We start from the raw sequence: 19,274 nt of genomic DNA, 5'->3' as shown, positions 1-19,274 counted from the left end.
TTCCGCCCCGGCTGGCGCGTGGCGCATGCAGAACCGCCCGATCGTGTGACGCCGTTGGGGCGAAAGGGTGTCGTGGATCCGTGACAGAAGCGTGACCGTGGAGGGACGGGGGCAGGAGTGGCCGCCCGGACTTCCACGGCCGCGCCCCGCGGCCTAACGTGGCCGCATGGCACCCATTCCCACCCCCGGTACGGAACCCGAGGACTCCCCGGAGGAGTACGTCGGCCTGGAGGCGCACCGCGCCGAGCGCCTCGCCCGCGAGCGCGGCTGGCGCACGGTCCGCTCGCTGCCGCCGGGCACCGTCATCACCATGGAGTACCGCTTCGGACGGCTGAACTTCGAGGTCGACGGTGGCAGGGTCACGCGCTGCTGGAAGGGCTGACGGGCCGCGTCCCGTCAGCCCATGACGAAGGCCCCGGCTCCTGCGAGCCGGGGCCTGCACCGGGCGGGGAGGCTGTGCGTACCGTTCCCCCTGGGCCGGCCGCTCAGCCGCCCGCCATGGGCCGGGCGGGGGCGGTGCCGCGCACCCGGTCCGAGTGCGGTGGGCGGCGGCTGCCCACCGGAGTGACCGGGGTGCGTTCCGCGCGGGTGGTGTGCGGGCCGGGGGCCAGATAGACCGGGGCCCGGGGCGCGCGGGCGGCGCCCACCGGCTCCCGGGCCGGTGCCGTCTCCCCCTCCGCGGCCGCGACGGGGGAGAGGGCGGGGACCGGCGCGTCGACCGGGACCGGGACGGGCACCGGGACGGCACGGCGGCTGCGACGGCGGTCCCGCACCGCGAGGATGGCCGTCTCGGCGCGGGCGATCAGCGGCTCGAACCAGGGCAGCGCCAGCAGGATCAGCAGGCCCGCGGCCCAGCCGAGGAGTACGTCGCTCAGCCAGTGCGTACCGAGGTAGACCGTGGTCAGCCCGACGCCGAGGGAGGTCACCGCCGACAGCGCGGACAGCCAGCGCCTGGCCCGTGGCGTCGAGGCCAGATAGGCCAGGATGCCCCAGGTCACGACGGCGTTCGCGGTGTGCCCGGAGGGGAATATATCCCCGCCGCGCCACATCTCGTTCGACCCGATGACGGTCGCGTAGTGCGGGCCGAGGCGGCCCATGCCGTACTTGGCGGCGCCCACCGTGATGTTCAGCAGGAGCAGCGCCGCGCCCAGCGTGAGCAGCGGGCGCAGGGTGTGCTGCCGCCACGAGCGCCAGCCCAGCCAGGCGGCGACCATCACCGCGGTCGGCCCGCGCTGGCCCAGCACCACGTAGTAGTCGAGGAACGCGTGGATCTGCGGCCACTGCTGGTACGGCCGGAAGAACATGACCTGCCAGTCGAGCCGGACCAGCCATGAGGAGACGACGACGGCCCACACGATCGCCGCGTAGAAGGCCAGGGTTCCCGAGAAGAGGACGACTCGGTGCCGGCTCATCCTGGGCACGTCGATGTGGGCCGGTCGTTCCGGCTCACGGTCCAGCCGGGCGAAGACCCGGTCCAGACGCCTCAGCTTTGGTTCGGTACGCACTCAATCGACGTTACAGCGAGTGAGCTCGATGCCCACCCGAATCACCGGCTTTGTGATGACGATGTGATGTGGGATTCCTCTCAACAGGACGCCGATTTCCATGGATTCCCTCATGGCGGCGATGCTCGATCGATAATTCCGTCGATCGAGCCCGGTCGCCGTTTTAATGGCGCTTGCTAATTCGTTCACCGAATGCTGGCGTGGAATTCCCCGGTCGCTCACGGACGGTCACGACGACGGTCATGGCGACGGTCATGGCGGGCCGGAGCCGTTCAGCCAGAACGCCCCGTAGAGGGCCGAGACCATGGCGACACCGCCGAGGACCGCCGCCGACCTGGAGGGACGGGCGCGCGCGAGGGCCACGGCGAAGGGCAGCAGCAGCGGGAACGCGGGCAGCAGCAGCCGTGGTTTCGAGCCGAAGTAGCTCGACGCGCCCAGGGCGAGCGCGGTGACGGCTCCCGCGTACACGAGCAGGGCCAGTGGCTGTCCCTGCCGCACGCACGCCACGCAGAGGCCGACGACCAGCGCGACCCCGGCGACCAGCGCCACGCCGGCCAGGGCCGAGGGGAAGGAGGTGAACGTGGCCGCGACGAAGCGGGCGAAGGCGTAGCCGCCGTCGAAGCCGTTGCGCCAGCCCGCCTGGACGTCGAGATAGCCCAGGGGGCCCCTGCCGGTGCGGTGGCCGACCCACAGGACGTAGCCGGCGGCGCCGAGGGGCGCGAGGAGCGTGCCGAGGGCACGGCGGGCGCGCGGCACACCGCCGGCCGGGGACGCCCGCCGGTCCCGTACGTACGACGTGACCGCCGCCGCCCACACGGCCGCGACGACGGCCGCCCCCACCGGCCGGGTCAGACCCGCCAGCGAGGCGAGCAGGCCCGCGGTCACCCAGCGGCCGGTCAGCACCGCGTACAGCGCCCAGGCGGCGAGCGCCGTGAAGAGCGACTCGCTGTACGCCATCGACTGCACGATCCCGACCGGCAGCGCCGCCCACAGCAGGACCAGGCACACGCCCACGCGGCGGTCGTACACCCGCTCCGCGACGGCGAAGACGCCCCAGGCGGCGGCGAGCGAGGCGAGCGCCGAGACGACGAGGCCCGCGTCGGCGTACGGCAGCGGGGTCAGCGCCGCGCCCAGCCGCTCCAGCCACGGCAGCAGGGGGAAGAAGGCGAGGTCGGAGTGCACGTCACCGTTGGGCAGGCGCACCTCGTAGCCGTAGCCGAGCGCGGCGACGCGGGTGTACCAGAGCGAGTCCCAGCGGGCCGTCAGCAGGGTGTGCGGGCTGGTGCCGCGCGCCGCGCTCCACAGCGCCAGCACGGCCAGGCCCAGGGCGCGGACGGCCGCGTACCCCGCGAGGGCGGGTGCGGCCCGGCGCGCCGCGCCGTGGCCGGGCGGCGCCGGGCGCGTTGCAAGATCGGTCACGCGCCCGATTATCGGCGCCGTACGGAACCGGACGGGCCCCTCCGACGTGCTGGACCGGGGGAGGAGTGGTGCATGCCACACCCCCTCCCGGAGGAACGTGAGGGGTCCGCCACGCGACGACCGCGGGAACTCGCGTACGCTGGCGATTCACTCGCTTCGTTGCGTGGGCCCCGGGAGCACCGCTCCTCCCGGTCGCCGTCGCGGGGGCGTCCCCACCCCGCGTTCCGCCGAAGTGAGGGACCACCTGGGAGGTACGTACATGTCCGGGACGACCACGGCCGCCGCTGCGCTGCGCCGCCGGGCGGCCGGGGACGGAGCGGGCCGCTGGGTCGTCCTCGTCGTCCTGTGTGTGAGCCTGCTGCTCGTCGCGCTCGACGCCACCGTGCTGCATGTCGCGATGCCCGCCGTCACCGAGGACCTCAGGCCCGGCGGAATCCAGCTGCTCTGGATCGTCGACACCTATCCGCTCGTCTGCGCCTCGCTGCTCATCCTCTTCGGCACGCTGGGCGACCGGATAGGCCGCCGGCGGGTGCTGCTGCTCGGATACGCCCTCTTCGGCCTCGCGTCCGGTGCCGCGGCCCTGGCGCAGGACGCCCAGGTGCTGATCGCGGCGCGGGCGCTGCTCGGCGTGGGCGGCGCGATGATCATGCCCGCGACGCTGTCCATCCTGCGCCAGGTCTTTCCCGACCGGCGCGAGCGGGCGCTGGCGATCGGCATCTGGAGTGCCGTGGCCGCGGTGGGCGCGGCGGTGGGCCCGCTGCTGGGCGGCTTCCTGCTGGAGCACTTCTGGTGGGGTTCCGTCTTCTTGATCAACATTCCGCTGATGCTGGTCAGCCTGCCGGTCGGGCGGCTGCTGCTGCCGGAGTCGAAGGGGGACCGCGACGGTCCCTGGGACGTGGTGGGCGCGCTCATGGCGGCGGTCGGCCTCTTCGGGCTGGTCCTGGGGGTGAAGCGGCTCGGCGGCGGGGAGACGCCGCTGGGCCCCGGCACGCTGCTGCCCCTGGCGGCGGGCGCCGCCCTGCTGGCCGGCTTCGTGCGCCGCCAGCGCCGCCGTGCGCACCCGCTCGTCGACCTGCGGATGTTCGCGCGGCCCGCGTTCAGCACCTCGGTGGGGTGCATCGTGCTCGCGATGCTGGCGCTGGTCGGCCTGGAACTGATCGCGGCGCAGTATCTGCAGCTGGTGCTGGACCTCTCGCCGCTGGAGACGGGGCTGCGGCTGCTGCCGCTGACGTTCGCGGCGATGGCGGCGGGCCTGGTCGGCTCGAACGTGCTGCACCGCTTCGGCCCCCGGCGCATGGTCGTCTTCGGCTTCTCCCTCACGGCGGGATCGGTGGTCGCGCTGACCGCGATGGGCGGGCACGACAACCCGGGGCTGCTGCTGTTCGGTTTCGTCCTGCTCGGCTTCGGCCTGGAGACGACGCTGTTCGGGGCGTACGAGTCGATGCTGAGCGAGGCTCCGCCCGCGCAGTCCGGTGGGGCGGCGGCCATCGGTGAGACCTCCTACCAGCTGGGCGCGGGTATCGGCATCGCGCTGCTGGGCAGCGTGATGAACGCGGCGTACGCGCCCGGTCCGGCGTCGGTGCCGGGCGTTCCGGCGTCGGCGTCCAGGGCCGCGGGCCATTCGCTGGGAGAGGCGTACGAGGTGGCAGGCCGGCTGGGCGGTGTGCGGGGCGAGGCCCTGCGCCGCGCGGCCCGGGACTCCTTCGTCCACGGTCTGCATGTGACGCTCCTGGTCAGCGCCGGTCTGCTGCTGCTGGGCGCGGTGATGGCGCTGCGGCTGCCGCGGGTCATGCACTGCGAGGAGTCCCCGGCGGGCTCGGCCACGGCGGTTCCCGCCCCGCGCGAGGTCGCGGACTCCCGGGTCTCGGCATGACCGGGTGCCGGCATGACCGAGTCTCGGCACCACCGGGTCTCGGCACCACCGGTCCCGCGTCCGGACCACCGGTACTGGACGCCCGGCGCGGCGCGTCGTACCGTCGGCCCGTCCCATCCTGACTAGCGCTGCTAGTTTTCAGTGTCACGGAGGCTTCCATGTCCGCGTCCCCGACGTTGCCGTCCTTCGATCCCGCCGACCCGCTCGGCATCGACGACCTGCTGGACGCCGAGGACCTCGCCATCCGCGACACCGTGCGCGGCTGGGCGGCGCAGCGCGTACTGCCGCACATCGCCGAGTGGTACGAGAAGGGTGAGCTTCCCCCGATCCGCGAGCTGGCCCGGGAGCTGGGCTCCCTCGGCGCTCTCGGCATGTCGCTCAGCGGGTACGGGTGCGCGGGGGCCAGTGCGGTGCAGTACGGCCTCGCCTGTCTGGAGCTGGAGGCCGCCGACTCCGGCATCCGGTCCCTGGTCTCCGTGCAGGGGTCCCTCGCCATGTACGCGATCCACCGGTTCGGCAGCGAGGAGCAGAAGCAGCAGTGGCTGCCCCGCATGGCCGCAGGCGAGGTCATCGGGTGCTTCGGGCTCACCGAACCCGACCACGGCTCCGACCCGGCCTCGATGCGCACCCACGCCAAGCGGGACGGTGGGGACTGGATCCTCAGCGGCCGCAAGATGTGGATCACCAACGGGTCCGTCGCGGGCGTCGGCGTCGTGTGGGCGCAGACCGACGAGGGGATCCGAGGATTCGTCGTCCCCACTGACAGCCCCGGCTTCTCCGCCCCCGAGATCAAGCACAAGTGGTCCCTGCGGGCCTCCGTCACCAGTGAACTGGTCCTCGACGACGTGCGGCTGCCCGCGGACGCCGTGCTGCCCGGTGCCGTCGGGCTCAAGGGACCGCTCAGCTGTCTGTCCCACGCCCGGTACGGGATCGTGTGGGGGGCCATGGGCGCGGCCCGGTCGTGCCTGGAGACCGCGGTGGACTACGCGAAGAGCAGGGAACAGTTCGGCAGGCCCATCGGGGGGTTCCAGCTCACCCAGGCCAAGCTCGCCGACATGGCGGTCGAACTGCACAAGGGGATTCTGCTCGCCCATCATCTGGGGCGGCGTATGGACGCGGGACGGCTCCGTCCCGAACAGGTCAGCTTCGGCAAGCTCAACAACGTGCGCGAGGCCATCGAGATCTGCCGCACGGCGCGTACGATCCTCGGCGCCAACGGGATCTCCCTGGAGTACCCCGTGATGCGGCACGCCACCAATCTGGAGTCGGTGCTCACCTATGAGGGCACCGTCGAGATGCACCAGCTCGTGCTGGGCAAGGCGCTCACCGGGCTCGACGCCTTCCGGTGACGGCCCGTGGAGCGGGCAGGGCCGGTGAGCGGCCCTGCCTCAGCTCTGGTTGAAGAAGCCGTCGGCCCGCCGGGTCGCGGCGTCGCCGCTGACGATCTCGGTGTCCGCGGGGGTCAGCAGGAAGACACGGTTGGAGACCCGGTCGATCGAGCCGCGCAGGCCGAAGATCAGACCGGCGGCGAAGTCGACCACGCGCTTGGCGTCGGCCGGCTCCATGTTCGTGAGGTTCATGATGACGGGGACGCCGTCACGGAAGAGCTCGCCGATGGCCCGGGCGTCCCGGAAGCTGTCCGGGGTGACCGTGCCGATCCGGCGGCCGGTACCCTCCGCCGTGTCGGACGCGACCTTCACGCGCGGGTCGGTCACCCAGGCATCGCCCTGCTCCTGGCCCTCGGCGTAATCGTCGTCGTAGTAGCGCTCGTCATCGTTGTTGTCGTCGACGAGGCCAAGCCAGGCACTCGCCTTGCGCACCGATCCCATGGACGCCTCCTCTCACAGCGGTCTCTCCAGCCGTCCGCATCCCCATGGTCGTCCATGATGCGGATGTCGCGCCAAGGGGATAGACGCCGCGCGGGGGGTTTGTGACGGTACTGGTGCACAGCGCGCGCGTCGAGAGCCCGTGTACCCCAAGGGTCTTGCCGTATACGGCTGCTGACTGTGAGTGAAATATTATCTGCGACGGCGTATGGGTGACGGGTGGTGCGTACGAGTGAACGAGGTGGCAGATACGATGCCGCGGCTCAACGTCGTACGAAGCGCGGGGGAACATCGTGTTCGGAATGGTCCGGCCCTGTCGGCACCGGCTGAGTGAGGGCCTGCGGACCCAATGGATGGCGCACCTGTGCGGGCTCTGCCTCGCACTGCGCGCGGATCACGGGCAGCTCGCCCGGGTCGTCACGAACTACGACGGCCTCCTCGTCTCGGTCCTGACGGAGGCTCAGGCCGAGTCGGCCGCAGGGGGGCGGCGCACCGCCGGACCCTGCCCGCTGCGCGGCATGCGCACCGCCTCGGTCGCGCGCGGCGAGGGGGCACGGCTCGCCGCCGCGGTCTCCCTGGTGCTCGCCTCGGCCAGGCTGCGCGACCATGTGGCCGACGGGGACGGGCTGTTGGCGCGTCGGCCGGTGGCGTCGGCGGCGCGCCGGGTCGCCATGAGCTGGGACCGGGCCGGTGCCCGTACCGCCTCGGACATCGGATTCGACACCGCCGTACTGGTGGACTCCGTGGACCGGCAGCTGGGGATCGAGGCGGTCGCCGGACTCGGCACCCCGATCCTCGCGGTCACCGAACCGACCGAGACCGCCACCGCCGCCGCCTTCGCACACACGGCGGTCCTCGCGGGACGGCCCCGCAACGCCGAGCCCCTCGCGGAGGCCGGCCGGCTCTTCGGGCGCCTCGCGCATCTGCTGGACGCCGTGGAGGACAGGGAAGCCGACGCCGCGTCGGGCGCCTGGAACCCGCTGACGGCCACCGGCACCTCCCTCGCGGAGGCCCGCCGCCTCGCCGACGACGCGCTGCACGGCATACGGCTCGCGCTGCGGGAGGTCGACTTCGCCGACGGGCGGCTCGCGCATGTGCTGCTCGCGCACGAACTGCGGACCTCCGTGGACCGTGCCTTCGGCACGACGTCCTGCGCGCACCCGCCGCACCCGCCCGCCGCGTCCGGGCCGTACGCGCCCGGCGCGCCCGGGGGACCGGCCGGTACGCCGCCGCCTCCCGAGCCGCCCCGCCGCGACCGGCGGGGACTGATCGCGGGCTGCGCGGTGTGGATGGGGCTCGCCTGCACCTGCCAGCTGTGCTGCGGCACATACGACGACCCGTGGAGCCGCGAGCGCAAGGAGGGGCTCTGCCGCGACTGCTCTGACTGCAGTGACTGTTGCGACTGCTGCAGCAACTGCGACGGATGCTGCTGCGACGGGTGCGACTGCGGCTGCGACTGCTGAGGCCCCCGTACGGCGTACGCCGTACGGTGCCGTCCTTCTGACGCCGGACCAGATCCGGGTGAGGCTCTGACCGTTCGGTGCATGCCGGGAGCACACGGCGCTCCGCACCTCGGTATGCCGTGTCCGGTATGCCGTGTCCGATATGCGAGGGTTGCGTGCATGACGACCGACGCATCCGACGAGTGGAAGCAGTGGCACGAGCGCCGCACGGCGCAGGTGTCGGCCCCCTACGGACCGCTTGCGCTGGCCGGCACCCACTGGCTGGAGGACTATCCGGAGGGGCGAATTCCGGACATCCCCGGGCGGTGGGCGGCCGACGGTGACGCGGTGGTGCTGACGGCCGGTGAGGACGACGGGCTGACCGTCGACGGAAAGCCCTTCACGGGTGAGACCCGTCTCGCCGCCGACCCCGGGCCCGTGGCCGCGTCCCGCGTCGAGGCCGGTGAGCGCCGCCTGGTCGTCCTGGAACGCGACGGGGTCTGGGGCGTACGCGACTACGACCCGGCGGCGCCCGCGCGCCGGGCCTTCAAGGGCATCGAGGCGACGCCCCACGACCCGCGCTGGTCGGTGGAGGGGCACTTCACCCCCTACGGCGAGCGCCGCACCGTACGCGTCGAGACCGCCGACGGTCGCCACCGCGGGCTCGGTCTGGGCGGGGTGCTCGCCTTCACCCTCGACGGGCAGGACCTCACCCTGCAGGTGTCGGTCCGGCGCGACGGCTCGCTGTGGGCCGTCTTCGCCGACGCCACCAGCGGGCACACCAGTCATCGCTTCCGGTTCCTGTGCCCGCCCGCGCCCGACGCCGAGGGCGGCACGACGGTGGACTTCAACCGTGCGCTGCTTCCGCCGTGCGCCTTCGTGGACCACTTCCACTGCCCCTTCCCTCCACCGGGAAACAGCCTGGGCCTCGCGATCGAGGCGGGGGAGCGGGGACTGGTGTAGCGGCCCGTCATCGGCGCCGGTTCATCGGCATGTTGAAGGCTGCACGGCCGAAAGGCGCTCTTGCGCGGGCAGGTCGGCGGCCGAATACTCCCCTTCAGCGCTTGTCAGGGGCACGGCATGTTCGGAATCCGGACGTCCTGGCCCCCGACTGCGACTCACGGGCCCCATCTCCCCCACGTGGGCCCCCGACTTCCCTTGGAGGGGAACGACAAGTGAGGATCAAGCGCACCAACCCCACGAGCGGACTCGCGAGACGGACCCGGCTGATCGCCGTGGCCGCCGGACTCGTGGCCGCGGCCGCGTTCGCCGTCCCCACCGCGAACGCGAACGACGCACACGCCTTCAGTGCGAACCAGCTCAGCAAGGCGAGCGACTCGGTGCTCAAGTCCGATGTCGCCGGCACCGCCTGGGCCGTCGACCCGACGACGAACCGTGTCGTCGTCACCGTCGACAGCACGGTCTCCCAGGCCGAGATCGCGAAGATCAAGAAGGCGGCCGGCGGCAACTCCGACGCCCTCACCATCAAGCGCACGCCGGGCACCTTCAACAAGCTGATCTCCGGCGGCGACGCCATCTATGCGAGTAGCTGGCGCTGCTCGCTCGGCTTCAACGTCCAGGACAGCAGCGGGAACTCCTACTTCCTGACGGCCGGCCACTGCACCGACGGCGCGGGCACCTGGTGGTCGAACTCGTCGCACTCCACCACGCTCGGCAGCACGGCCGGCTCCAGCTTCCCCGGCAACGACTACGGCATCGTGCGGTACACCAACAGCTCGGTCTCCAAGCCGGGCACCGTGGGCAGCGTGGACATCACCAGCGCGGCCACGCCCTCGGTCGGCGCCACCGTCTACCGGCGCGGTTCCACGACCGGCATCCACAGCGGCCGGGTCACCGCACTCAACGCGACGGTCAACTACGGCGGCGGCGACATCGTCTACGGCCTCATCCAGACCACGGTCTGCGCCGAGCCCGGCGACTCCGGCGGCCCGCTGTACTCCAGCGGCGGCGTCGCCTACGGTCTGACCTCCGGCGGCAGCGGCGACTGCACCTCCGGCGGCACGACCTTCTTCCAGCCGGTCACCGAGGCCCTCAGCGCCTACGGGGTCCACGTCTACTGACCCCTGCCACCGGCGTCCACACAGCCCGGCCCGCATCCGGCGGCCGGCGAGCCCCCGTACGCAATCCGCGTGCGGGGGCTCCCCCTTGCTCGCTCCCCGGAGTTACCGTCGAAGGACACGCGGCACATGTGCGCGTGCTCCCGAAAGCGCCCACTTCGGACCCCGGGGGGCCGACATGGTCGAGGAGCTGGTGACGGCGGGGGTGACCCTCGCGTCCGCCGGGGCCGTCTACGCTACGGCGGCGGCACGGGTCGTCAAGCAGTACGAGCGGGGTGTGGTGTTCCGCCTCGGGCGGCTCAGGCCCGACGTGCGCGGCCCCGGGCTCACGATGATCGTGCCCTTCGTCGACCGGCTCCGTAAGGTCAACATGCAGATCGTGACGATGCCGGTGCCCGCGCAGGAGGGCATCACCCGTGACAACGTCACGGTGCGCGTGGACGCCGTCGTCTACTTCAAGGTGACCTCGCCGGCCGATGCGATCGTCCGGGTGGAGGACTACCGGTTCGCCGTCTCCCAGATGGCGCAGACCTCGCTGCGGTCCATCATCGGCAAGAGCGAGCTGGACGATCTGCTCTCCAACCGGGAAAAGCTCAACCAGGGGCTGGAACTGATGATCGACAGCCCGGCGGTGGAGTGGGGCGTCACCATCGACCGCGTCGAGATCAAGGACGTGTCGCTGCCCGAGGCCATGAAGCGGTCCATGGCCCGGCAGGCCGAGGCGGACCGGGAGCGGCGGGCTCGCGTCATCAACGCCGACGCGGAACTGCAGGCGTCCAGGAAGCTGGCCGAGGCCGCCCAGCAGATGGCCGACACGCCCGCCGCGCTGCAACTGCGGCTGCTGCAGACCGTGGTGGCGGTCGCCGCCGAGAAGAACTCCACGCTCGTCCTGCCCTTCCCGGTGGAACTGCTGCGGTTCCTGGAGCGGGCGCAGCAGCAGGTGGCGGTCGCGGCCCCGGGGCAGGCTCCGGCGGCGCCACCGCCCGGGGTCCCGGCGGTTCCTGCGGCCTCGGGCACCGAGCAATCGGTGCAGGAGCAACGCCCGTCCGCCGCCCCCTTCCCGGAACCGGACCCCGAAGGGCCGAGTTCCGGACAGGACTAGACCTCGCGGGTCGCACAGGGATAACCCTCACGCGGCATTTGCAGCGGAAACGCGGATCGGAGGACCAGGGGCCGGTCACGGCGCGGGGCGCGTACGCCTGTTGACGCACACGCGTCCTGAAGTCGGTCTTGTGCGCTCCCCGCGGGCCTCGGAATAGTGGGCGCCGCACGTGGGCGCGGACGTGGCTTCTGTGGTGCGCCGCCTCCGTGCCCGTACGCCTTCCGGTCACGGCGGTCCCCACAATCTCCGCGGCCGGCCCCCCACAGGAGGACGTGAGTTGAAGCACCGACACATACCCAAGCGGCGTGCCGCCCTGGCCGGAGCGGGTGCCGCCGCACTGTTCGCGGCGGCCGTCACCTTCCAGAACGCGAACGCGAGCGAGGTCCCGCGGACCGAGGCGCCCCACACCCTCTCGGCCGCCGCGGCCGGAAAGCTCGCCTCGGCGCTCGGCCGGGACCTGGGCACCGCCGCGGCCGGAACGTATTACGACGCGAAGACGGAGCAGCTCGTCGTCAACGTGCTCGACGAGGCGGCCGCGAACAGTGTCCGGACGGCGGGAGCCAGGGCCAGAGTCGTCCCCAACTCCCTGGCCGAGCTGGCGGCCGCCCGCACCACGCTGAAGAAGGACGCGACCGTCCCCGGTACCTCGTGGGCGACCGACCCCAGGAGCAACAAGGTCGTCGTGACCGCCGACCGCACCGTGTCGAAGGCCGAGTGGGCGCGGCTCACCAAGGTGGTCGACGGGCTGGGAGGGAAGGCCGAACTCAAGCGGTCGAAGGGGACGTTCACCCCCTTCATCGCGGGCGGTGACGCGATCACCGGCTCCGGTGGGCGCTGCTCGCTGGGCTTCAACGTGGTCAAGGGCGGCCAGCCGTACTTCATCACCGCCGGTCACTGCACCGAGGCGATCTCCACCTGGTCGGACTCCAGCGGCGACGTGATCGGGCAGAACGAACAGTCCAGCTTCCCGGGCAACGACTTCGGCCTGGTCAAGTACACCGCGACCGTCGACCACCCGAGCGAGGTCGACCTCTACGACGGCTCCTCGCAGCCGATCACCAGGGCGGCCGACGCGACCGTGGGTGAGCAGGTGACCCGCAGCGGCTCGACGACCCAGGTGCACTCCGGCACGGTCACCGGCCTGGACGCCACCGTGAACTACGCGGAGGGCACGGTCAGCGGCCTCATCCAGACCGATGTCTGCGCCGAGCCCGGGGACAGCGGCGGCTCGCTGTTCGACGGCGACGCCGCGATCGGCCTCACCTCCGGCGGCAGCGGCGACTGCACCTCGGGCGGTCAGACCTTCTTCCAGCCGGTCACCGAGGCGCTCTCGGTCTTCGGCGCCCAGATCGGCTGATCCGCGCCCGCGGCGCCGGGGCGCGCCGGCGGGAGAACCATGACGGGTCCGCCCCCGGCCACCGATGGCCGGGGGCGGCCACCCGGCGCAAGATCATCGTACAGATGTTCGAAGATTGGTCTATGGTGGAGACGAGGCGGGAGAGGCGAGAGCGGGTTCGGTCAGGAGGTGCGTGTGCCGGGTTTCACGCATCTGCACACCGTCTCCGGGTTCTCCCTGCGCTACGGCGCATCACACCCGGAGCGGCTGGCCGAGTGCGCCGGTGAGCGGGACATGGACGCCCTCGCGCTCACCGACCGGGACACCCTCGCGGGCACGGTCCGGTTCGCCAAGGCGTGCGCGGCGGCCGGTGTCCGGCCCCTGTTCGGGGCGGACCTGGCGGTGGGGGAGCCCGGGCCCGTACGGCGGGAACACCGCCGCACCCCCGTGCGCGGCGGTGCCTTCGTCGACGAGTCGGCACCCCGCGCGGTCTTCCTCGCCCGCGACGGCGCCCGCGGCTGGGCCGACCTGTGCCGGCTCGTCACCGCCGCCCACTCCTCGTCCCAGGGCCCACCCCTGCTGCCCTGGGCCGGCAACCACGCCGACGGGCTGACCGTTCTGCTCGGCCCCGACTCCGATGTGGGCCGCGCCCTAGCCGCCGGGCGACCGGACCGCGCGGCCGGGCTCCTCGCGTCGTGGCGGGAGGTCTACGGCGACGCCCTGCGCCTGGAGGCCGTCTGGCACGGCCGTACGGGCGCCGGCCCCGGCTCGCTCCGCCTGGCCGCCCGCACCCTCGGCTTCGCCGCCGAGCAGGGCGTCCGGCCCGTGCTCGGCAACGCCGTCCGGTACGCGGACCCGGGCCTCGGCCCCGTCGCCGACGTCCTGGACGCCGCCCGCCGCCTGGTCCCCGTCGACCCCACCAGGGAACTGGACTCCGGGGAAGCCTGGCTCAAGGGCCCCCAGGCCATGCTCGAGGCGGCCGAGCGGATCGTCGAGGCCGCGGGCCACCGGCGCGAGAGCGCCCGCCGGCTGCTGGAGCAGACTCTGGCCACCGCGGCCGAGTGCCTGGTCGACCCCGAGGGCGACCTCGGTATCGGCAGCGTCCACTTCCCCGAGGCGCACCTCGTCGGCGCCGGCCGCCGCACCGCCCAGCGCGTGCTCGCCTCCCGGGCGGCGGCGGGCATGGTGCTGCGCGGCTACGACACCCGGCGCGCCTACTGGGAGCGGATGCACGAGGAACTGGACATCATCGCCCACCACGGCTTCGCCTCCTACTTCCTGACGGTCGCCCAGGTGGTCGACGACGTGCGGACGATGGGGATCCGGGTCGCCGCGCGCGGCTCCGGGGCGGGGTCCCTCGTCAACCACCTCCTCGGCATCGCGCACGCCGACCCGGTCGAGCACGGGCTGCTGATGGAGCGCTTCCTGTCCAAGCGCCGGGTGGCCCTGCCCGACATCGACATCGACGTGGAGTCCGCGCGCCGCCTCGAGGTCTACCGCGCGATCATCGGCCGGTTCGGCACCGAGCGGGTCGCCACGGTCGCGATGCCCGAGACGTACCGGGTCCGGCACGCGATCCGCGACGTGGGCGCGGCCCTGTCCATGGACCCGGCCGAGATCGACCGGATCGCCAAGTCCTTCCCGCACATCCACGCCCGCGACGCCCGCGCGGCCCTCGACGAACTGCCCGAGCTCAAGGCCCTGGCGGCGCAGCGGGAGCGGTACGGCAGGCTCTGGGAGCTGGTCGAGGCCCTCGACGCCCTGCCGCGCTCGGTCGCCATGCATCCGTGCGGGGTCCTGCTGTCCGACGCCACCCTCCTCGCCCGTACGCCGGTCATGCCGACCAGCGGCGAGGGCTTTCCCATGTCCCAGTTCGACAAGGACGACGTCGAGGAGCTCGGGCTGCTCAAGCTCGATGTGCTGGGGGTGCGGATGCAGTCCGCGATGGCGCACGCGGTCGCGGAGGTGGAGCGGACGACGGGGGAGCGGATCGACATCGACTCCCTCGCACCGGACGACCCGGCGACGTACCACCTCATCCGCTCCACCGAGACCCTCGGCTGCTTCCAGATCGAGTCGCCGGGCCAGCGGGACCTGGTGGGACGGCTCCAGCCGGCCGGCTTCCACGACCTCGTCGTCGACATCTCGCTGTTCCGGCCCGGCCCGGTCGCGGCCGACATGGTGCGGCCGTTCATCGAGGCGCGGCACGGGCGGGCTCCGGTCCGCTGTCCGCACCCCGATCTGGAGGCGCCGCTGAGGGAGACGTACGGCGTCGTCGTCTTCCACGAGCAGGTCATCCACATCCTGGACATCATGACCGGGTGCGGGCGCGACGAGGCGGACCGGGTGCGGCGGGGTCTGTCCGATCCGGAGTCCCAGGGGCGGATCAGGATCTGGTTCGCGCAGCGGGCGGCGGCGAACGGGTACGGTGCAGAAACGATTCAGCGCACCTGGGAGATCGTCGAGGCGTTCGGGTCGTACGGCTTCTGCAAGGCGCACGCGGTCGCGTTCGCGGTGCCGACCTACCAGTCGGCGTGGCTGAAAGCCCATCACCCCGCCGCCTTCTACGCGGGGCTGCTGACGCACGACCCCGGGATGTACCCGAAGCGGCTGCTGCTGGCGGACGCGCGGCGCCGGGGTGTGCCGATCCTGCCGCTGGACGTGAACGCGTCGGGGGTCGCCCATCGCATCGAACTGGTGTCTGAATCAAGGGAGTCCGGCGGGCCGCCCGGACCGGACCGGACGGAGTGGGGGCTCCGGCTCGCCCTGTCCGACGTGCACGGCATCAGCGAGGCCGAGGCGAAGCGGATCGAGGCCGGGCAGCCGTACGCCTCGCTGCTCGACTTCTGGGAGCGGGCGCGGCCGAGCCGTCCCGTCGCCGGGCGGCTCGCCCAGGTCGGGGCGCTGGACACGTTCGGCGCCAACCGCCGTGACCTCCAGCTGCACCTGGCCGAGCTGCACCGGGGTGCCCGGGGCGCGGTCGGGGACCAGCTCCCCCTGACCGGCGGGCGCAGGACCGCGTCCGCCGGGCTGCCCGACCTCTCCCCGGCGGAGCGGCTCAGTGCCGAGCTGGGTGTGCTCTCCATGGACGCCTCGCGCCATCTGATGGACGACCACCGTGCGTTCCTCGACGAGCTGGGCGTGATGCCGGCACGCCGGCTGCGCGAGGCCGGGCACGGTGAGACGGTACTGGTCGCGGGCGCCAAGGCGGCCACCCAGACCCCGCCGATCCGCTCCGGCAAGCGGGTCATCTTCAGCACCCTGGACGACGGCACGGGCCTGGTGGACCTGGCCTTCTTCGACGACTCCCACGACGCGTGCGCCCACACCGTCTTCCACTCCTGGCTGCTGCTGGTGCGCGGGGTGGTGCAGCGGCGCGGGCCGCGCAGCCTGAGCGTGGTGGGCGCCGCGGCCTGGAACCTCGCCGAACTGATCGAGCTGCGCGCCGAGGGCGGCCTCGACGCGGTGGCGGCGCGGCTGGCGGAGCCCGTGCCGGAGCGGCCCGACGGCGACGCGGCGAAGGGCCGGCGCATCCGGATGGCCACGGGGTACGAGATGAACCCCTGGGCCGACATGCGTCCCGCCGGCGAGGGCCCGGCGGGCGGGAGGAAGTTGTGGCACCGGAGTCCGGGGAGCGCGGGTTGACCACCTTCCGCGGACGGTGACGCCGGGGTGCCGGCCGTGCGGTCCTTGCCGTCCTTCACGGCGGCTCAGTTGGCCCACGGTGGGGCGACGCGGGTGCCGTCGGCCAGTTCCGCCTCCAGGCCGATGGACGTGGTGACCCACGAGACGGCGGTGTCGGGCGCCGGGTTCTCGACACCCAGGGTCGCACCGGGGTTGATGATCACCGTGTCGCCCGCGGTGATCCGCTCGGTGCGGCCGTCGAGCGTGATCAGCAGCTCGCCGCTGAGCAGGTGGAAGATCTCCTCCCGGGTGACGGTGTGGACGGGGGCCCGGGTCCCTCCGGGGATCTCACCGCGCCATGCGCACAGTTCCCTGCTCCCCGTCAGGGGAGTGGCGTAGGAGATGAAACGGGCGCCGTGCATCTCGTGGGCGACGGCTTCGGACGAACGGACGATGGGCATGGTGGCCTCCGACTGCCGGTCAGATGGTCAAGCTGCTTGACTGAATTGCGATGCCCTTATGGTCAAGCTGCTTGACCGGTCTGTCAAGGATGCTTCAATGCCTGCGTGCAGAACTCCGAGGCCATGGCACTGTCCGCCGCCCTGCTCGCCGTTGCCGGTGAACTCACCCGGCGCATCCACGACGGCGTGGAGGCGCGCGGCTTCGAGGGCCTGCGGCCCGCGCACGGCTTCGCGTTCGCCCGGCTCGCCCCGGGCGGTGCGACCGTCACGGACCTGGCCGCCCACCTCGGGGTCACCAAGCAGGCCGCGAGTCAGCTCGTCGAGGAGATCGTGCGCAAGGGGTACGCCGAGCGGCGGCCGCACCCCGAGGACGCGCGGGCGCGGCTCGTCGTGCTGACCGAGCGCGGACGGGCCTGCACGCGGGCCGCGGAGGAGGCCGCGGCCGAAGTCGTACGGCCGTGGGCCGAACTGCTGGGTGAGCGTGAGATCCGCTCGCTGTCACGGCAGTTGCTCAGGATCGCGCCCTATGGGCAGATCCGTCCCGTCTGGTGATGTCGCATCACTTCTGTCCGGTCGTTATCAGTGGGTGCACGACGCCGCCCGCTATCACCGGAAGTTTTTACTGACGCGTAACTTCACGCTTCCACTACTCGCCCGTAACTTGATGGTGAACAGACAGCATCCTCGTGATCCGGATCACAAGGCGTCGTCAAGGCCGCCGTCACGGCCGTCGCACCTCCTCCTCCCCTGAGCCGCAAGGAGATCACCCGATGCTGCCCTGGAAGCGCATGCTCAGACCGCTCGCCGCGGTCCTGCTGACCACCGCGCTCGCCGTCGTCCCCGCCGCCACCGCCCACGCCGCCGCACCGAGCAGCGGCTGGAACGACTACACCTGCAAGCCGTCGGCGGCCCATCCCCGCCCCGTCGTCCTCGTCCACGGCACCTTCGGGAACTCCGTCGACAACTGGCTGTCCCTCGCCCCCTACCTGGAGGACCGCGGCTACTGCGTCTACTCGCTCGACTACGGCCAACTGCCCGGCGTCCCGGTCTTCTACGGACTCGGCTCCATCGCCACGTCCGCCGGGCAGCTCCAGGTCTTCGTCGACAAGGTGCTCGCCGCGACCGGCGCCGCCAAGGTCGACATCGTCGGTCACTCGCAGGGCGGCATGATGCCCCGCTACTACCTCAAGTTCCTCGGCGGCGCCCCCAAGGTGAACGCCCTCGTCGGCATCGCGCCCAGCAACCACGGCACCACCCTGGGCGGGCTCACCCAGCTCCTGCCGTACTTCCCGGGCATCGAGGACCTGCTCTCCACCGCCACGCCCGCGCTCGCCGACCAGGTGGTCGGCTCGGCGTTCCTGACGAAACTCAACGCGGGCGGCGACACCGTCGCCGGCGTCCACTACACGGTCATCGCGACGAAGTACGACGAGGTGGTCACCCCGTACAGCTCGCAGTTCCTGAGCGGATCCGACGTCCACAACGTCCGGCTGCAGGATCTGTGCGCGCTCGACCTCTCCGAGCACGTGGCGATCGGGCTGTTCGACCGGATCGCCTTCCACGAGGTGGCGAACGCGCTCGATCCCGCACACGCCACCGCGACCACCTGCGCCTCGGCGTTCAGCTGACGCCGGCACCCCCACCCGGCCGCGGCGACCCCCGGTCGCCGCGGCCCTCGCCGTGGCCTGTCCGGCCTGAGCCGCCGGACAGGCCACGGAGGCCGGGCGAACCACCCCAGGAAACCGTGAAATCGCCTGCCGGAGGCGGGCGGAGGGGATCCTTATGGTCGCGTTAAGGGAGTGCTGAGACGGGGATCAGGTACGTACCGTGCGGTCATGACGGACTTCACGACGCGGCCCACGGCGGCCGAGGAGATCAGGCCGGCCGTCGCCGGGGACATACCGGCCGTGCGGGCCGTGACCGACGCGGCGTACCGCCCCTACATCGAGCGCATCGGCGTGGTGCCGCAGCCCATGGAGGCGGACCACGCGGCGAACGTGGCCGCCGGGCGCGTGTTCGTGACGGGGGAGCCCGTGGGCGGGCTCGTGGTGGTCGAGGCGTGGGAGGACCATCTCTTCCTCGACAGCATCGCCGTGCACCCCGACGCCCGGGGCCGGGGAGTGGGGCGGCGGCTGCTCGCCTTCGTGGAGGCGCGTGCGCGCGCGCTCGGGCTGCCCGAGATCAGGCTCTACACGAACGCGATGATGTGGGAGAACCAGAAGATCTATCCGAAGTACGGGTACGAGGTCGTGGAGCGCCGCGTCGACGGACCGTACGACCGTTTCCACTACCGCAAGCGGCTGGAGTGAGCGTCCTCGCGGTGCCGCGGCGGGCGGGCCGCTCAGCCCTCCGGCCACCAGACGCGGGCGATGTCCTTCCGCACCTCGGGGCGCCCGGCGGGGCGCTCGTCGGACTCCTCCCGCACGCGGCGGGCATCGGTCCTCTTCAGGGGCTTGTGCACGGTCACTCGGCGCATGGCTGCCTCCTTGTGCCTACCGGATACCGCAGCCTGTGCGGAGGTAGACCCTTCCGGCGAGGGTTCCTCATCGGCCCCGGCCTGTCTGTGGCGTCTGTCACGGTTCGACTGTCAGTGGTGCCTGTCACCCTG

At 72.3% G+C, this 19,274-nt stretch carries 17 protein-coding genes; 12 read left to right on the top strand and 5 right to left on the bottom strand.

Annotated elements, in window-relative coordinates; translation table 11 throughout:
* Nucleotides 1–166 precede the first annotated feature (166 nt).
* Nucleotides 167–382: an I78 family peptidase inhibitor gene (locus tag ACZ79I_RS07765; RefSeq protein WP_471495424.1), complete on the top strand. Its 216-nt coding sequence runs from the start codon at nt 167–169 to the stop codon at nt 380–382.
* Between the two features lie 103 nt (nt 383–485).
* Here the strand turns inward: ACZ79I_RS07765 and ACZ79I_RS07760 are convergent, their stop codons facing one another.
* Nucleotides 486–1,505 carry a phosphatase PAP2 family protein gene (locus tag ACZ79I_RS07760; RefSeq protein ID WP_471495422.1) on the bottom strand — a complete coding sequence of 340 codons (1,020 nt, stop codon included), beginning with the start codon at nt 1,503–1,505 and terminating at the stop codon, nt 486–488.
* A gap of 252 nt (nt 1,506–1,757) precedes the next feature.
* The gene (locus ACZ79I_RS07755; RefSeq protein WP_471495420.1) at nt 1,758–2,924 is read right to left on the bottom strand and encodes a glycosyltransferase family 39 protein; all 1,167 of its coding nucleotides are present in this window, start codon (nt 2,922–2,924) and stop codon (nt 1,758–1,760) included.
* 259 nt (nt 2,925–3,183) lie between these two features.
* On the opposite strand from ACZ79I_RS07755, the gene ACZ79I_RS07750 reads away from it, so the two are divergent.
* On the top strand, nt 3,184–4,797 hold the full coding sequence (locus ACZ79I_RS07750; protein WP_471495418.1) for an MFS transporter: 1,614 nt from the start codon (nt 3,184–3,186) through the stop codon (nt 4,795–4,797).
* 158 nt (nt 4,798–4,955) lie between these two features.
* Nucleotides 4,956–6,146 (top strand): acyl-CoA dehydrogenase family protein, encoded by a 1,191-nt coding sequence (locus tag ACZ79I_RS07745; RefSeq protein ID WP_471495416.1) that lies wholly within the window; start codon nt 4,956–4,958, stop codon nt 6,144–6,146.
* A 39-nt stretch (nt 6,147–6,185) separates the two neighbouring features.
* Here the strand turns inward: ACZ79I_RS07745 and ACZ79I_RS07740 are convergent, their stop codons facing one another.
* Nucleotides 6,186–6,626: a cell division protein SepF gene (locus ACZ79I_RS07740; protein WP_471495414.1), complete on the bottom strand. Its 441-nt coding sequence runs from the start codon at nt 6,624–6,626 to the stop codon at nt 6,186–6,188.
* 290 nt (nt 6,627–6,916) lie between these two features.
* On the opposite strand from ACZ79I_RS07740, the gene ACZ79I_RS07735 reads away from it, so the two are divergent.
* From ACZ79I_RS07735 to ACZ79I_RS07710, 6 genes are all read left to right on the top strand, one after another.
* A complete protein-coding gene (locus tag ACZ79I_RS07735; protein WP_471495412.1) occupies nt 6,917–8,086 on the top strand; it encodes a DUF5685 family protein in 1,170 nt (389 codons plus the stop codon).
* 159 nt (nt 8,087–8,245) lie between these two features.
* Nucleotides 8,246–9,028 carry a DUF1684 domain-containing protein gene (locus tag ACZ79I_RS07730; RefSeq protein WP_471495410.1) on the top strand — a complete coding sequence of 261 codons (783 nt, stop codon included), beginning with the start codon at nt 8,246–8,248 and terminating at the stop codon, nt 9,026–9,028.
* A gap of 212 nt (nt 9,029–9,240) precedes the next feature.
* Nucleotides 9,241–10,146, top strand: a complete 906-nt coding sequence (locus tag ACZ79I_RS07725; RefSeq protein WP_471495408.1) for a S1 family peptidase — start codon at nt 9,241–9,243, stop codon at nt 10,144–10,146.
* Between the two features lie 175 nt (nt 10,147–10,321).
* Entirely contained in the window at nt 10,322–11,245 is a 924-nt protein-coding gene (locus tag ACZ79I_RS07720; RefSeq protein WP_471495406.1) for a slipin family protein, read from the top strand.
* Between the two features lie 277 nt (nt 11,246–11,522).
* Complete coding sequence (locus ACZ79I_RS07715; protein ID WP_471495404.1) at nt 11,523–12,602, top strand: S1 family peptidase; 1,080 nt, start codon at nt 11,523–11,525, stop codon at nt 12,600–12,602.
* Between the two features lie 174 nt (nt 12,603–12,776).
* Entirely contained in the window at nt 12,777–16,226 is a 3,450-nt protein-coding gene (locus ACZ79I_RS07710; protein ID WP_471495402.1) for a DNA polymerase III subunit alpha, read from the top strand.
* A gap of 65 nt (nt 16,227–16,291) precedes the next feature.
* Here the strand turns inward: ACZ79I_RS07710 and ACZ79I_RS07705 are convergent, their stop codons facing one another.
* A complete protein-coding gene (locus ACZ79I_RS07705) occupies nt 16,292–16,666 on the bottom strand; it encodes a cupin domain-containing protein (protein ID WP_471495400.1) in 375 nt (124 codons plus the stop codon).
* A gap of 105 nt (nt 16,667–16,771) precedes the next feature.
* Between ACZ79I_RS07705 and ACZ79I_RS07700 the strand changes: the two genes are divergently transcribed.
* The 3 genes from ACZ79I_RS07700 (at nt 16,772) to ACZ79I_RS07690 (ending at nt 18,975) form a co-directional block, all read left to right on the top strand.
* On the top strand, nt 16,772–17,218 hold the full coding sequence (locus ACZ79I_RS07700; protein ID WP_471495398.1) for a MarR family winged helix-turn-helix transcriptional regulator: 447 nt from the start codon (nt 16,772–16,774) through the stop codon (nt 17,216–17,218).
* A 218-nt stretch (nt 17,219–17,436) separates the two neighbouring features.
* Nucleotides 17,437–18,294, top strand: a complete 858-nt coding sequence (locus ACZ79I_RS07695; RefSeq protein ID WP_471495396.1) for an esterase/lipase family protein — start codon at nt 17,437–17,439, stop codon at nt 18,292–18,294.
* A gap of 207 nt (nt 18,295–18,501) precedes the next feature.
* Nucleotides 18,502–18,975, top strand: coding sequence for a GNAT family N-acetyltransferase (locus ACZ79I_RS07690; RefSeq protein ID WP_471495394.1), 474 nt, complete (start codon nt 18,502–18,504; stop codon nt 18,973–18,975).
* 32 nt (nt 18,976–19,007) lie between these two features.
* On the opposite strand, the gene ACZ79I_RS07685 is transcribed toward ACZ79I_RS07690, so the two are convergent.
* Nucleotides 19,008–19,142, bottom strand: coding sequence for a hypothetical protein (locus ACZ79I_RS07685; RefSeq protein WP_381076938.1), 135 nt, complete (start codon nt 19,140–19,142; stop codon nt 19,008–19,010).
* Nucleotides 19,143–19,274: the final 132 nt, after the last annotated feature.

The sequence above is a fragment of the Streptomyces sp. PSU-S4-23 genome, assembly GCF_055632315.1.
The sequence above is the reverse complement of the archived record's forward strand: the minus strand, read 5'-3'. Positions and strand labels throughout refer to the sequence as shown.